Origin of the sequence: Fulvimarina manganoxydans (assembly GCF_900176465.1) — a bacterium.
Lineage (GTDB): Bacteria > Pseudomonadota > Alphaproteobacteria > Rhizobiales > Rhizobiaceae > Fulvimarina > Fulvimarina manganoxydans.
On sequence record NZ_FWXR01000005.1, the window covers coordinates 159,853 to 174,503 of the forward strand.

At 63.2% G+C, this 14,651-nt stretch carries 15 protein-coding genes; 11 read left to right on the forward strand and 4 right to left on the reverse strand.

Features of this window, described 5'->3' with window-relative positions:
• Positions 1 to 187: 187 nt before the first annotated feature.
• Both B9A15_RS08295 and dps read left to right on the forward strand, forming a co-directional pair.
• Positions 188 to 1,474, forward strand: coding sequence for an OpgC family protein (locus B9A15_RS08295; RefSeq protein ID WP_084409569.1), 1,287 nt, complete (start codon positions 188 to 190; stop codon positions 1,472 to 1,474).
• 217 nt (positions 1,475 to 1,691) lie between these two features.
• Positions 1,692 to 2,195, forward strand: a complete 504-nt coding sequence (gene dps / locus B9A15_RS08300; RefSeq protein WP_084409570.1) for a DNA starvation/stationary phase protection protein Dps — start codon at positions 1,692 to 1,694, stop codon at positions 2,193 to 2,195.
• 150 nt (positions 2,196 to 2,345) lie between these two features.
• Here dps and fsa read toward each other — a convergent pair whose 3' ends face one another.
• Positions 2,346 to 2,999, reverse strand: a complete 654-nt coding sequence (gene fsa / locus B9A15_RS08305) for a fructose-6-phosphate aldolase (RefSeq protein WP_084409571.1) — start codon at positions 2,997 to 2,999, stop codon at positions 2,346 to 2,348.
• Positions 3,000 to 3,117: 118 nt separating this feature from the next.
• Complete coding sequence (locus tag B9A15_RS08310) at positions 3,118 to 3,822, reverse strand: SDR family oxidoreductase (RefSeq protein ID WP_084409572.1); 705 nt, start codon at positions 3,820 to 3,822, stop codon at positions 3,118 to 3,120.
• 48 nt (positions 3,823 to 3,870) lie between these two features.
• Here B9A15_RS08310 and B9A15_RS08315 point away from each other — a divergent pair, with 48 nt between their 5' ends.
• The 9 genes from B9A15_RS08315 to B9A15_RS08355 all read left to right on the forward strand — a co-directional run bounded on the left by B9A15_RS08315 (position 3,871) and on the right by B9A15_RS08355 (position 12,752).
• Complete coding sequence (locus B9A15_RS08315; RefSeq protein WP_084409573.1) at positions 3,871 to 6,096, forward strand: primosomal protein N'; 2,226 nt, start codon at positions 3,871 to 3,873, stop codon at positions 6,094 to 6,096.
• A gap of 52 nt (positions 6,097 to 6,148) precedes the next feature.
• Positions 6,149 to 6,856 carry a hypothetical protein gene (locus B9A15_RS08320; protein WP_084409574.1) on the forward strand — a complete coding sequence of 236 codons (708 nt, stop codon included), beginning with the start codon at positions 6,149 to 6,151 and terminating at the stop codon, positions 6,854 to 6,856.
• A gap of 107 nt (positions 6,857 to 6,963) precedes the next feature.
• Positions 6,964 to 7,356, forward strand: a complete 393-nt coding sequence (locus tag B9A15_RS08325) for an AGROH133_08824 family phage infection protein (RefSeq protein ID WP_084409575.1) — start codon at positions 6,964 to 6,966, stop codon at positions 7,354 to 7,356.
• A 263-nt stretch (positions 7,357 to 7,619) separates the two neighbouring features.
• Positions 7,620 to 8,180, forward strand: a complete 561-nt coding sequence (locus B9A15_RS08330) for a F0F1 ATP synthase subunit delta (RefSeq protein WP_084409576.1) — start codon at positions 7,620 to 7,622, stop codon at positions 8,178 to 8,180.
• Complete coding sequence (gene atpA / locus B9A15_RS08335; RefSeq protein ID WP_084409577.1) at positions 8,180 to 9,709, forward strand: F0F1 ATP synthase subunit alpha; 1,530 nt, start codon at positions 8,180 to 8,182, stop codon at positions 9,707 to 9,709. The genes B9A15_RS08330 and atpA overlap by 1 nt, the downstream gene beginning before the upstream one ends.
• 82 nt (positions 9,710 to 9,791) lie before the next feature.
• Entirely contained in the window at positions 9,792 to 10,679 is an 888-nt protein-coding gene (locus B9A15_RS08340; RefSeq protein ID WP_084409578.1) for a F0F1 ATP synthase subunit gamma, read from the forward strand.
• A gap of 24 nt (positions 10,680 to 10,703) precedes the next feature.
• Positions 10,704 to 12,158: a F0F1 ATP synthase subunit beta gene (gene atpD, locus B9A15_RS08345; protein ID WP_084409661.1), complete on the forward strand. Its 1,455-nt coding sequence runs from the start codon at positions 10,704 to 10,706 to the stop codon at positions 12,156 to 12,158.
• Positions 12,159 to 12,160: 2 nt separating this feature from the next.
• A complete protein-coding gene (locus B9A15_RS08350) occupies positions 12,161 to 12,355 on the forward strand; it encodes an eL24 family ribosomal protein (RefSeq protein ID WP_084409579.1) in 195 nt (64 codons plus the stop codon).
• The gene (locus B9A15_RS08355; protein WP_084409580.1) at positions 12,348 to 12,752 is read left to right on the forward strand and encodes a F0F1 ATP synthase subunit epsilon; all 405 of its coding nucleotides are present in this window, start codon (positions 12,348 to 12,350) and stop codon (positions 12,750 to 12,752) included. The genes B9A15_RS08350 and B9A15_RS08355 overlap by 8 nt, the downstream gene beginning before the upstream one ends.
• A gap of 488 nt (positions 12,753 to 13,240) precedes the next feature.
• Here the strand turns inward: B9A15_RS08355 and B9A15_RS08360 are convergent, their stop codons facing one another.
• A complete protein-coding gene (locus B9A15_RS08360; RefSeq protein WP_084409581.1) occupies positions 13,241 to 13,810 on the reverse strand; it encodes a TadE/TadG family type IV pilus assembly protein in 570 nt (189 codons plus the stop codon).
• Positions 13,811 to 13,820: 10 nt separating this feature from the next.
• Positions 13,821 to 14,354 (reverse strand): TadE/TadG family type IV pilus assembly protein, encoded by a 534-nt coding sequence (locus B9A15_RS08365; RefSeq protein WP_170923210.1) that lies wholly within the window; start codon positions 14,352 to 14,354, stop codon positions 13,821 to 13,823.
• Between the last annotated feature and the right edge of the window lie 297 nt (positions 14,355 to 14,651).

The window sequence follows — 14,651 nt, forward strand, 5'->3', positions numbered from 1 at the left end:
TGTTGAATGGCGTCATATGGTATTGAAATGCCACGACTGAGAATGGCGGCGGCATGTCTCGGACGGCTTGTCCGCCGCTCGTTCCGGCTTCCCGCCGCCCGAGCCTTTCGCCATTTGCCGGGCTTGCCAGCGCCCTTGATTTTCTCCATCGAACCCACGCCGCGCAGATCTTCGAGCCCCAGGCCCCATGACCATCATAGCACCCAAGGCGGCCACCAGCCGCGATCATCGCATCGACTTCTGGCGCGGGGTCGCCTTGGTCATGATCTTCTTCAATCATGTGCCGGGCACGCTTTGGGAAAATTTCACCTCGCGCAATTTCGGCTTCTCGGACGCGGCCGAGCTCTTCGTCTTTCTCGCCGGCTTCGCCGCGGCCTTCGCCTATGGCCGCCCGTTTCTGGCGGGCAACCGCCTCATCGCCTCGGTCAAGGCGTTTCGGCGCGCGGGCGTCCTCTATCTCGTCCAGATGATGCTAACCATGCTCGCCGTCGGGCTCTTCTCCTGGGCCGCGATGGTCTATGGCGATGGCGGCTTCTTCCAGCGCATCAATCTGGAGAGCATCCTTCTCAAGCCCCTCGACACGATGTTCGGCTTCGCCGTGCTCGGCCATCAGCTTGGCTATGTGAATATCCTGCCCATGTATTCGGCGCTTCTGATCATGGTGCCGGCCTTGTTGTGGCTCGCTTCCAAAAGCCTCAATCTCATGCTCGGCGCCTCCATCGCCCTCTGGATGGCGGCCTGGACCTTCCGGCTCGACCTGCCGAACTACCCCAATCCCGGCGGCTGGTTCTTCAATCCGATCGCCTGGCAGCTCATCTTCGCCGTGGGTCTCTACTGCGGTCTGCGGAAAGCGTCTGGCCGGCCCTCGGTGCCCTATCGGCCGTGGCTCTTCTGGAGCGCGCTCGCCTTTCTGATCGGCTCATTCATAGTCACCGAATATGGCCTCTGGTCCTATATCACCGCGCAGCAGAGCTGGCTGCCTGGCTTCGTCGCCGCCTTCGACAAGACCTATGCCACCGCGCCGCGACTCCTCCATGTGCTGGCCCTCGCCTATGTCTTCGCAAACGCCGCGCCGACTTCCGTTTTCGCCTCGATCTCCAAGTCTAATCCTTTGGCCCGTCTCGGCCGACATTCCCTGCCCGTCTTCGCGCTCGGCACCATGCTGTCGCTCATTTGCCAAGTCATCCTGTGGGAGCGCGACGCATCTTTTGTCTTGGACACGCTTCTTCTCGGCGCATGCCTGTCCCTGCAATTCGCACTGGCTTGGTGGCTGGAATGGTGGGGCGACTATCAAAAGCGCGTCTCGACGCCGAAGAAGTCTGTCGAACTGGTTCGCTCCGACGAGCCGGTTCCAGGTCCAGGGACAACCGCTGGGTTCCCGCCCGCCAAGAGCGCGATCGGCGCTCCGGTCGCCGTGAATGCGGGCGAACGGCCTCCGCTCGCAGCCGCGCGGACGCTCAAGCAACGTCTCTGACGGCACGGCGACAACGGGTGTGACAAGCCCGCACGGATGACGGATCGAACTGGTTTCGAACGGAACCGTTCCGCCGCTCCGCCATTACCCGCTTCGAAGCCGATAAGGCGATGCCACCGGATTGACCTGAGAGAGGTCAGTCATGCGAGCTTGTTGGGCAATAATCCCGAACCGAGCCCGTGAGCCGTCGCCAGGCAAGACATCGAAGGAGACGGATATGGCCAAGAACGGCAAGGCGAAGCTGCACCCGACGAAGCATCCTCTGAATGCCAATCTCAGAGGCTCGATGGTGGAGCTTCTGCAGAAGCATCTCGGAACGGCGATCGACATCACCTACCAGACCAAGCAGGCCCATTGGAACGTCAAGGGCATGAACTTCATCGCCGTTCACAAGCTCTTCGACGAGCTTCATGAGACGACCGAAGACTATGTGGATAATATTGCCGAGCGCCTCACCGCTCTTGGCGGTCAGGCTCATGGAACGGTCCAGGCCTCGAGCGAGAACACGGTTCTCGATCCCTATCCGCTCGATCTCGTCAAGAGCGAGGATCACCTGAAGCGTCTGGCCGATTCCTATGCCAAATGGTCGAGCGAGCTGATCAAGGGCATCGAGGAAGCCTCCGAAGCCGGCGACGATCTGACAGAGGATCTTCTGACTGAGGTTGGTCGCGGAATCGACGAGTCCCTCTACTTCCTCGAAAGCCACTTCCAATCGGCCTGACATTCATGGGTGCCGGCTGCACCTCCTCCCTCAAGGTCGGCCCACGAATGCCATAGGCTGCAAGCGAAAGGGCGCCTTTCCCGACCGGGAAAGGCGCCCTTTCGTGTTTCTGGGTTTGCTCGCGCCGATGACGCGATTGATTGAGCCGGATCAGCTGATCGTCTGGCCGGTCTTCTGCCAATCGGCCAGGAACTGCTCCAGACCCTTGTCGGTCAGCGGATGCTTGACCAGCGCCTTGAGGGTTGCCGGCGGAACCGTCGCGACGTCGGCGCCGATCAGCGCGGCTTCGCGCACATGATTGATGGTGCGAACGGAGGCCGCGAGGATCTCGGTGTCGAACTCGTAATTGTCGTAGATGCGCCGGATGTCGGCGATCAGCGCCATGCCGTCGAGATTGATGTCGTCGAGCCGGCCGATGAAGGGCGAGATGAAGGTCGCACCCGCCTTGGCGGCGAGCAGAGCCTGTGTCGCCGAGAAGCAGAGCGTCACATTGACCATATGGCCTTCGTCGGAGAGATGCCGGCAGGCCTTGAGACCGTCCAGCGTGAGCGGCACCTTGATGCAGACATTGTCGGCGATCTCGGCGAGGATCTTGCCCTCGCGGATCATCTCGTCGGCATCGGTCGCGGTCACTTCGGCCGAAACCGGCCCCTCGGTCACCTCGCAGATATCGGCGATGACCTCCTTCATCGGGCGGTTCGCCTTCATGATGAGCGAGGGATTGGTGGTGACGCCGTCGATGAGACCGGCGTCCTGCAACTCGCGGATATCGTTGACATCGGCGGTGTCGACAAAGAATTTCATGGGCGTGCCCCCTTCAGCGTTTCGATTTTTCCGGCCGGTCTTAACAGGAGATCGGGTTGATGCGCCATATCGGCAAGGCCGAAGGCCCTCCAAGCCGATCGCGCCCCGGCTATCGAGGTCAGACCGATCGCGTGATGCCGCCGTCGATGCGGATGTTCTGGCCGGTGATATAGGCCGAGCGGTCCGAGGCCAGGAAGGCGATGAGCTCGGCGACCTCCTCCGACGTGCCATAGCGCCCCATCGGAATGCGTTCCCGTCTCTCTTCCTTTTCCGGCAGGCTGTCGATGAAGCCCGGCAGGACGTTGTTCATCCGAATGCCGACCCCCGCATAGCGATCGGTGAAGAGTTTGGTGAAGCTCGCGAGCCCGGCCCGAAAGACGCCCGAGGTCGGAAAGGTCGCCTCCGGCTCGAAGGTCGCATAGGTCGAGATGTTGACGATGGAGCCGCTACCGGCCTTTTCCATGACGGGCGTGACCAGCCGGGCGATGCGCACGACGTTCAGGAGGTAGAATTCCATGCCCAGATGCCAGTCCTCGTCGGAGATGGCGAGGAGATCGCCCTTCGGCCCGTGGCCGGCGCTGTTGACCACGGCATGGATTTCGCCGTAGCGCGACACCACCTGATCGACGAAGCTGGAAAGATCCTCGATGGACCGGTTCGATCCGGTGACGCCGATTCCGCCGAGTTCCTTGGCGAGCGCTTCGCCCTTGCCGCTGGAGGAGAGGATCGACACGATGAAGCCCTCCTCCGCCAGTTTCCGTGCCGCCGCCGCACCCATGCCGCTGCCCCCGCCGATCACCAGAGCCGTCTTTGCGTCCGCCATGATGGAATCTCTCTCTTCTCTCTCTTTCAGCCTGCATCTCGGCCGCTCATGGTGAAGGCCTCAAAGACCAAGAACCAGCCGAGCCTTGGATTCACCGACCAGCTCTTCGAGCAGACCGTCGTGCCGGTGCTTGTACCTTTGCCGGTCGACCGTGCCTATTCCTATGCTCTGCCGGAAGGCGCCGAGGCGCCGCCGGGCTCGATCGTGCAGGTGCCGTTGGGCCCCCGGCAGGTGGCGGGCGTCGTCTGGGACGGGCCGAGCGACGGGGTGGACGCCAAGAAGCTGCGCGAAGTCACACATGTCTTCGATTGTCCGCCCTTGAAGCCGGAACTTCGGCGCTTCATCGACTGGGTCGCCGAGTACACGCTCTCGCCGCCCGGCCTCGTCGCGCGCATGGCGTTGAGGGCGCCCACAGCCTTCGAGCCCGAACCGCTGATCGAGGGCCTGGAGGCGACCGGCGCCGAGCCGCCACGCCTCACCGATGCGAGGCGCCGCGTTCTTGCGACCGCCGAAGACGCGCCGGTCTGGACGCGTTCCGGCCTCGCCCATGCGGCGGGCGTCACGCCCTCCGTCATCGATGGGCTGATGAAGGCCGGCTGTTTCCGCACCATCCACCTGCCGCCGCCGCCCGTCGTCGCCGAGCCGGACACTGCCTATGGTCGCGCGTCCTTGAGCGCAGAACAGGCTGAAGCCGCCGAGGCCTTGGCCAAGCGGGCCGCAAAGCCGGACTTTTCCGTGACGCTTCTCGAAGGCGTCACCGGCTCGGGCAAGACCGAGGTCTATTTCGAGGCCGTGGCAAAGGCTTTGGACGCGGGGCGACAGGTGCTGATCCTCTTGCCCGAAATCGCGCTGACCCAGAGCTTTCTCGACCGTTTCCATGCCCGCTTCGGCTCGCCCCCGGCCGAGTGGCATTCTGACGTTCCACCGAAGATGCGCGAGCGCGTCTGGCGTCAGGTCGCCGAAGGCCAGGTGCGGATCGTCGCCGGCGCCCGCTCGGCGCTGTTCTTGCCCTTTGCCGATCTCGGTCTCATCGTCGTCGATGAGGAGCACGACCCGGCCTATAAGCAGGAGGATCGCACCTTCTACCATGCCCGCGACATGGCGGTGGTGCGCGGCTCGATCGGACGCTTCCCCGTCATTCTCGCCTCCGCGACGCCGTCGGTGGAAAGCCGGGTGAATGCCGAGGCCGGGCGCTATGGCCATATCCGCCTGGCCGGGCGCTTCGAGGCGGCGGATCTACCGGATCTGTCGCTCATCGACATGCGCCGGGCCCCGCCGAAGCGCGGACGCTTCGTCTCGCCCCTCCTCCTCACCGCCATCAAGGAGACGATCGCCAAGGGCGAACAGGCCCTCCTCTTCCTCAACCGACGCGGCTATGCGCCTTTGACCCTCTGCCGCGTCTGCGGCCATCGCTTCCAATGCGCCTCCTGCTCGGCCTGGCTGGTCGACCACCGGTTGCGCGGCGAGCTCCAATGCCATCATTGTGGCTTCTCCACGCCGCGCCCTGAAGCCTGCCCCGAATGCGGAACGCTGGATCATCTCGTCGCCTGCGGGCCGGGGGTCGAGCGCATTGCCGAGGAAATGCTCACCGATCTGCCGGAGGCCCGCACCATTCTCCTCTCCTCGGATCTGCCGGGCGGTTCACGGCGCCTGCGCCGGGAGCTCGATGCGATCGCGGAAGGTGAGGCCGACATCGTCATCGGCACCCAGCTCGTTGCCAAAGGCCACCATTTCCCGCTCATGACCCTGGTCGGCGCGATCGACGCCGATCTCGGCCTTGCCAATGGCGACCCGCGCGCCGCCGAGCGCACCTTTCAACTGCTTCATCAGGTCACCGGCCGGGCCGGGCGCACGGGCCGGGCGAGCCGTGGCCTCATTCAGACCTTCCAGCCGGACCATCCGGTAATGCGCGCCATCGCCGGCGGTGATGCGGAGACCTTCTATCGCCGCGAGATCGACGAGAGGGAACGCTATCATCTGCCGCCCTTCGGCCGGCTGGCGGCGATCATCGTCTCCGCCAATTCGCGAAAAGAGGCCGAGGACCATGCAAGGGCCCTGCGGCGGGCCGCGCCCGAAGACGCCGAGATCGAGATTCTCGGCCCCGCCGAAGCCCCGCTCGCGGTCCTGCGCGGCCGCCACCGCTATCGCCTGCTCGTCCAGGGGCCCCGCCGCGCCGCGATTCAGGCCTATTTGCGTGCGACCCTTCAGCACGGTCCGCCTGCGCGCGGATCGGTACAAGTGCAGGTCGATATCGATCCCCAGAGCTTCCTATAGGATAGAGAGCTTTCTATAGGGGGGTCGGCGAAGACGGCGAGCGGAGGATGGCATGATTCGCAAGGCTATCGCGGGAGGACTTGGATCGGCGCTCGGGGTGCTGATTCTGAGCTATGCCTTGAGCGCAAGCGCGCAAGCCCCGGACCCTGCCGCACAGGCGAGCCCCGCCGAGACGGCCACGCCTGGCATCGCGTCGCCAAGCGATGCGGCTGCACCCGAGACCACGGACGCCGCCTCGTCACAGGACGAGACGACAACCCCGATCGGCGAGCTGCCAGCGGAAGTCCAACCCTTCGCGCCGCCCAAGCCCGGCCAGAGCCCGGAAGCCAATGTGGGCGCAGCGCCGCAAGCCTTGCAGCTCGGCCTCCTCCATTGGTCGCCGATCGCCAGCCAATGCGGTTTCGCGGGCCCGAAATCCGATGCGCCCGACATGGACGAGAAACAGCCCCAGCCGCTCGTCTTCGTCACGCAGGTGGCCGACCCGAGCGCTGGCGCCGTCGGTCTGGAACGGGGCTACATCATGGCCAACGGGCTCGTGCGCGAGCTCGAAAAGGGCAAGTCCGCCCCCAACAAGGACGGCGTCCTCGTCACCGTCTGGCGCTCGGCCGGCGAGCCCCGCATCAACGTCAACATCGCCGTGTCGGCGGCGAAAAAGACCTCGGAAGGTCTCGAATATATCGGGACGATGACCGTGCATTGGGGCGACAAGAAAGAGGAAGTCCCGGTGGAAGGGCGCTGCGCCAGCGGCTCCGGCCGATAGAAGAGGCGGGGTGGCCGGCGCCTTTCGAACGCGTCATCGAGGGACTATAAGCCGGCCTCGAAGCGCCGGGCGCATGGCCCGGCCAGTGCAAAGGCCCGACACCCATCATGCCCTTTCCCCTCCCCATCGACCTCGTCGGTTGGCTGTCCTTCGCCGCCGCCTGTCTGACGCTCCTCTTCGGCCTGATCGCCCTCTTCGCGCCCCGAATCATCTTCGCGGTCCTCCGTCTGCAGCCGCGCCAAAGCTACCCGCAGGCGATCGGCGAGGCACGCTCGACCCTGGCCGGCTTCTGGCTCGGCGTCGGCCTCGTCGGAATTTTCCTCTTCGATCAGCCCTTCGTGCAGTTCTGTCTCGGCGCCGGATGGCTCATGAGCGCCTTCGGTCGCCTCGTCTCGATCCTGTCCGACCAGGGCGCCAATCTTGCCAACTGGTTGTTTTTCCTTCTGATGCTGGCGCTGGCAGGCGCAGCCCTTCTTCCTGCCTTCGGACTGATCGGCTGAAGGCGGCGGCCCGACGAGCCTTCGGACAAGGCTGAAGTCCGACGGCCCGTTTCAGACGTTCGTTCAACACCCAAGGCGGCCTTGTGCATGTTGTCGTGCGAAAACCCCTATGCTAGAGGGACCTCAATCTTCGGAGGGGCACGGGAGGTCTGTCCCATGCCTTCCGTTCTTCATGCAACGGTTTCAACGGGTTGCGTCGTGTGTCCTTCACCGGATGCCGGCAGGCTCCAAGAACGCAGAACGTGAAAGAGAAACGGTCGCCCGTGGCAACATCATCGTCTCCTGTTTCAGAGGTCGCTGACCGCTACGCCCAATCGCTCTTCGATCTTGCGCGCGACGATGGCGCCATCGAGACCGTCGAGGGAGAGCTGGCGTCCTTCCGCACGCTCATCGAGGAGAACGGCGATTTTCGGCGCCTGATCGAGAGCCCGGCCTTCTCGGCGGACGATCAGTTGACGGCGATCACCGCGATCGTCGACAATGTTCAGCCGAGCCCGCTCACCGGCAACTTCCTGAAGGTCGTGGCGCGCAATCGCCGCCTCTTCGTGCTGCCGGGCATGATTCGCCGTTTCGGCGAACTCGCAACCGCCCATCGCGGCGAAGTCGAGGCCGAAGTCACGACGGCTCAGCCGCTCGGTGACGAGGATCGCGAGGCGCTCCGCCAGGCGATCGGCTCCTATGCCGGCAAGACCGTCACCATGCGTGAGCGTGTCGACCCCGCAATTCTCGGCGGTCTCATCGTCAAGATCGGTTCGCGGCAGATCGACACCTCGATCCGCACCAAACTCAATTCGCTCAAGCTTGCACTCAAAGAGGTCGGCTGATGGACATCCGCCCCGCGGAAATTTCCGATATTCTCAAAAACCAGATCCGAAACTTCGGCTCCGAGGCGGAAGTCTCCGAGGTCGGACAGGTTCTGTCGGTGGGTGACGGCATTGCCCGCGTCTACGGTCTCGACAATTGCCAGGCTGGCGAAATGGTCGAGTTTCCAGGCGGCATCCAAGGCATGGCCCTGAACCTCGAAGCCGACAATGTCGGCGTCGTGGTGTTCGGTTCGGACCGTGACATCAAGGAAGGCGACACGGTCAAGCGCACCGGCGCCATCGTAGAAGTGCCGGTCGGCAAGGGCCTTCTCGGCCGCGTCGTCGACGGTCTCGGCAATCCGATCGACGGCAAGGGCCCGATCGAGGGTGCCGAGCGTCGCCGCGTCGACGTCAAGGCGCCGGGCATCATCCCGCGCAAGTCGGTTCACGAGCCGATGTCGACGGGTCTGAAGTCCATCGACGCGCTGATCCCGATCGGCCGCGGCCAGCGCGAGCTGGTCATCGGCGATCGCCAGACCGGCAAGACCGCCATCCTTCTGGACACCTTCCTGAACCAGAAGCCGGCTCACGATGAGAACCGCGACAACGACAAGCTCTACTGCATCTATGTGGCGGTCGGGCAGAAGCGTTCGACGGTCGCGCAGTTCGTGCGCACGCTCGAGGAGCGCGGCGCGATGGAATATTCCATCGTCGTGGCCGCCACCGCCTCGGACCCGGCTCCGATGCAGTATATCGCCCCCTTTGCCGGCTGCGCGATGGGCGAGTATTTCCGCGACAACGGCATGCATGCCGTGATCGGCTATGACGATCTGTCCAAGCAGGCCGTCTCCTATCGCCAGATGTCGCTGCTGCTGCGCCGTCCGCCAGGACGCGAAGCTTATCCGGGCGACGTCTTCTATCTTCATTCGCGGCTTCTGGAGCGCGCCGCGAAGATGGGTGACGATCACGGCGCCGGCTCGCTGACGGCTCTGCCGGTCATCGAGACCCAGGCGGGCGACGTCTCGGCCTACATTCCGACCAATGTGATCTCGATCACCGACGGCCAGATCTTCCTGGAGACGAACCTGTTCTATCAGGGTATCCGCCCTGCCGTGAACGTCGGTCTCTCGGTCTCGCGCGTCGGCTCCTCGGCCCAGATCAAGGCGATGAAGCAGGTCGCCGGCTCGATCAAGGGCGAGCTTGCCCAGTATCGCGAGATGGCCGCCTTCGCCCAGTTCGGCTCCGACCTCGATGCGGCGACCCAGCGTCTCCTCAATCGCGGTGCGCGCCTGACCGAGCTTCTGAAGCAGCCGCAGTTCTCGCCGCTGAAGACCGAAGAGCAGGTCTGCGTGATCTTCGCCGGCACGCAGGGCTATCTCGACAAGCTCAAGGTCGACCAGGTCGGTGACTTCGAAGAGGGTCTCCTGACCGCGCTTCGCACCGAGCACAAGGACATTCTCGACCAGATCGCGACCGAGAAGGCGCTGTCGGACGAGATCCGCACGAAGCTGAAGTCGGCGATCGACTCGTTCGCCAAGTCCTTCGCGTAACATTCGAACGACGCCAAAGTCGAAAAGCGCCCGGCGGCCCTCGCCGTCGGGCCATGGCCACCCTGGAGACCCGACTTAAGCCATGGCATCACTGAAGGACCTGCGAAACCGGATCTCTTCGGTCAAATCCACGCAGAAGATCACCAAGGCCATGCAGATGGTCGCGGCGGCGAAGCTGCGTCGCGCGGAGGAAGCGGCCCAGGCCGCTCGCCCCTATGCGGACCGGATGGCATCGGTGCTCGCCAATATCAGCGGCGCCGCCGGAACGGATGCGCCCAAGCTCATGACCGGCACCGGCAAGGAGGACACTCATCTCCTCGTCGTCTTCACCGCCGATCGTGGCCTGTGCGGCGGCTTCAACGCCTCGATCGTCAAGCTCGCCCGTCAGCGCCAGCGCCAGCTGGAAGCCGACGGCAAAACGGTGAAATTCTTCGTCGTCGGCAAGAAGGGCTATGACCTGATGCGCCGCGATCTGTCGTCCAAGATCGTCGCGCGCGACGATTTTCGTGATGTCAAATCGGTTGGCTTCGACGAGGCGGACCGGATCGGCTCCAGCGTCATCGACATGTTCAATGCCGGCGATTTCGACGTCTGCACGATCTTCTATGCCGCCTTCGAAAACGTCATCACCCAGACCCCGACGGCCCGCCGCATCATTCCGGCGACGATCGAGAGCGAGGGTGGCGAGGACGAGGCGTCGGGTGCGGATGTCGGCGACACCTATGAATACGAGCCGGAACCGGCTTCGATCCTGCAGGCGCTGATCCCCCGCAACATCAAGGTCCAGATCCTTTCGGCGCTTCTGGAAAACGCGGCGTCCGAACAGGGCGCCCGCATGAGCGCCATGGACAATGCGACCCGCAACGCCGGCGACATGATCGACAAGCTGTCGATCAGCTATAACCGCCAGCGCCAGGCACAGATCACGACCGAACTGGTCGAAATCATTTCGGGCGCCGAGGCGCTCTAAGAAGTCTCTAACATGGAGGCCACGATGGCTGACACCGACAATCAAGGCCGTAATGTCGGCCGCGTCGCCCAGGTTATCGGCGCCGTCGTCGACGTCGAGTTCGACGAGCACCTGCCTGCGATTTTGAACGCGCTGGAATGCGATAATAACGGCAATCGCCTCGTTCTCGAGGTCGCGCAGCATCTCGGCGAGAACACCGTGCGCACGATCGCCATGGACCTCACCGAAGGTCTGGTGCGCGGTCAGGAAGTTGCCGACACCGGCGCGCCCATCGAGGTGCCGGTCGGCGACGAGACCCTTGGCCGCATCATGAACGTGATCGGCGAGCCGATCGACGAAGTGGGTCCGATTTCCACCTCGCAGAAGCGCGCCATTCACCAGTCGGCACCGCCCTATATCGAGCAGTCGCCGGAAAGCCAGATCCTCGTCACCGGCATCAAGGTCATCGACCTACTCGCCCCTTACGCCCGTGGCGGTAAGATCGGCCTGTTCGGCGGCGCCGGCGTCGGCAAGACGGTTCTCATTCAGGAACTGATCAACAACGTCGCCAAGGCCCATGGCGGTTACTCGGTCTTCGCCGGCGTCGGCGAGCGGACCCGCGAGGGCAACGATCTCTATCACGAGATGATCGAATCGGGCGTGAACAAGGACCCGCACAAGAATGACGGGTCTGCGACCGGCTCCAAGGCCGCGCTCGTTTACGGCCAGATGAACGAGCCTCCCGGAGCCCGCGCTCGCGTCGCCCTGACCGGCCTGACCATCGCCGAGCATTTCCGCGACCAAGGCCAGGACGTTCTGTTCTTCGTCGACAACATCTTCCGCTTCACCCAGGCGGGTTCAGAAGTGTCCGCGCTTCTCGGCCGTATTCCTTCGGCCGTGGGCTATCAGCCGACGCTCGCCACCGACATGGGTCAGATGCAGGAGCGCATCACCACGACGACCAAGGGCTCGATCACGTCCGTCCAGGCCATCTACGTGCCCGCCGACGACTTGACCGACCCGGCGCCGGCGACCTCCTTCGCCCATCTGGACGCGACGACGGTTCTCAACCGCGCCATCTCCGAGAAGGGCATCTATCCGGCGGTCGATCCGCTCGATTCCACCTCGCGCATGCTCTCCCCGATGATCATCGGCGAGGAGCATTATGAGGTGGCTCGCCGGGTGCAGGAGGTGCTGCAGAAGTACAAGTCTCTGCAGGACATCATCGCCATTCTCGGCATGGACGAGCTGTCCGAAGAGGATAAGCTCACCGTCGCTCGCGCCCGCAAGATCGAGCGCTTCCTGTCGCAGCCCTTCGCGGTCGCCGAGGTGTTCACCAACACGCCGGGCCAGCTGGTCTCGCTCGAAGACACGATCCGCTCCTTCAAGGGCCTCGTGAACGGCGAATACGACCATCTGCCGGAAGCCGCCTTCTACATGGTCGGCTCGATCGATCAGGCGGTCGAGAAGGCCCAGAAGCTGGCCTCCGAAGCGGCCTAACCATGGCCGCCCGCCTTCTCCGTCGCGAGGACGCGGTGAACGAAACCTGTCCGTGGTCGGGGAAGCCGATCGCGGACGACTCCTTGAGGATCTACGACGGCGCGGTGGTCGGGTTCTGTAATCCCGGCTGCCGCGACAAGTTCGAAGCGGCGATCCGCCACTTCGATGCCGCCATGGAAGAGAAGCGCAATGGCTGAAAGCTTCAAGTTCGATCTGGTCTCGCCGGAAAAGCTGCTCCTCTCCGAGGATGTGGAGCAGGTGACCGTGCCGGGGACTGAAGGTGACTTCGCCGTCATGGCCAAGCACGCGCCCTTCATGACGACCGTGCGCCCGGGCGTCGTCACGGCGAAACTCGCGGGCGGCTCCGAGCAGAAGATTTTCGTGCGCGGCGGCTTCGCCGACGTTGCCGAGGGTGGGCTGACGCTTCTCGCCGAACATGCGACGCCGCTCGACGAATTCGACGCCGCATCGCTGGATTCCGATATCTCGACAGCCGAGGAAACGCTTTCCAAGGCGGAAGACGACGATCTGCGCTTCGAGCAGGAACAGACCCTCGCACAGCTTCGCGACGCTCGGACCCAGCTGAGCCGCTGAGTGAGCAGCGGGGGAGCGAAGCAGCGCTGAACCAGACTTCAGTGCCGAACAGATGAGACGGCCGCTCCGGCAACGGAGCGGCTTTTTTTATTTGGCCACTTTTCGCTCTGTTGGTCGGCGAGGCATGGAGGAGACGACATCACGCCCGAGCACAGGCGGCGACGCGATTGAAAAGCCGATCGTTTCGACGCTTCGTTATTCTCGGCCACCGCGCCGAGAATCCACGCTCGGCGCCGCTCGAAATCGGTTCAGAATAAAATTCGTCGGTTATTTTTATCGCTTAAACGCACCACTGGATCCTCGGTATGGGGATCGAGAATGACGCGCACGATGAAAGCCAGGGCCTGACCTTGAGTGCCTAGAACTTGACATATGCCCGTCTCATGAAACTGCCGTGCCCTATGGGCGAAGCACCGCAATCCCCTCTAACCTTTTGTCTTGCCGCATGACGTTGCCGTAAGGCTCGTGCGGCTGTTCCGCGTCATGCTTCAGCAATCCGAACACGGAATGGTGGTGCTGACACGAGGCACCGTGACAAAGGACCGATCGATGTCGATTTCCTTCACGATGAGCGCCGCAGTCACCGGCGAGACATAGTCGAAGGTCACATCGACGAAGACGAGGAAGTTGTTTCCCCCTGCGACCAGTTCAGGCGAGACGGCATAAGGCGAATTCTTCGCAAGTCCCGGCCCGTCTTTCCGACGGGACCAAACGACGGTTCCCTTCCCCTTGTCGTCGATCGAAACGGCAGTGACCGTATAGGTCACAGCTTCCGTATCGAAGGGCACCATGATCGCGTTCGTGACCGCGAAGACGTCTTCGAGGCCTGAGACGTCGATCGACCGGGTTCGCGCCACGAGATCGCCGATCGTATGGGCCGCAGCATTGGTTTTCCGCGCGGCCTCGAAAAGATTGCTGCCCTCGAAGAGCCCGCCCAGCATGACAATACAGATCGGCGCCACGAAGACGAATTCCACCGCGGCGACTCCGCGCCGATCGGTCCGGAAGCGGCTTACGAGGTCGGCAATTCGGGCGAAGCTCTTCACAACCGTTTTCATTGATTCACCCTCAAAACGGTTCGTTGCGAAATGCGGAGACGGACGACAGCAAGGCGTTGCCGCCAGTATTCTTGGCAACTAATTTGAAGTATAGCCCTTCCCACGGCCACTCGTAATAGGTTCGTAGCACGCTGATGGAGTTCGCGCCGCCAAGCTCGTAGCGAAAACCGTCGTCATTGACATGACCCATGCGCATATCGGTGCGCAGCTCCATCGACGAGAATTCATTATAGCTTCTCAAGTCGACTTTAAGCTTATCACATCTCATATAGGGTGCGATTTGATCGCAGATCAACTTTCTGAACTCTTCACGTGTCGGCGGCCTTTCCTGGCCCTGTAGCTGGCCGGTGAGCACCAGTCGGCCGACCTGCTCCGACCCACGCTCCAGAAGGAAATTGCCCGTGAGGATGAGCCCGGTCTCGATGATGGCATAGAGAATCAGGACGAAGGGGAGACCGACAAATGCGAACTCGACGGCTGCGACGCCACTCCGGTCCCGGGCAAATCGCGTCCAGAGACGAGGCCCGCTCTTGCAAATCGTCATATTGGACCTCCGTCCCTTTCTGAACGCATCCACTTCACGACATCCCTTATGAGCCATCTCCCTTGAATCCTCGGTTAAGGGAGAGAAATGGATTCGCGCCAGATGAAAGAGCGGCCCCGGTCTTTCTCGAGCGAGCGGATCGCCACTATCCCCGGGATAGAGGGTTGGATCATCCGGCCAGACACCGTGAGAAAGGCCTCCGGCTTGTGGTGGACCAGCCAATCATTTGCTAAGAGCCGGCATCGCTCGCAGATGTTGCCCCTGAAACGGGAGTTGACGGCCGCGACCTTTGGGGCA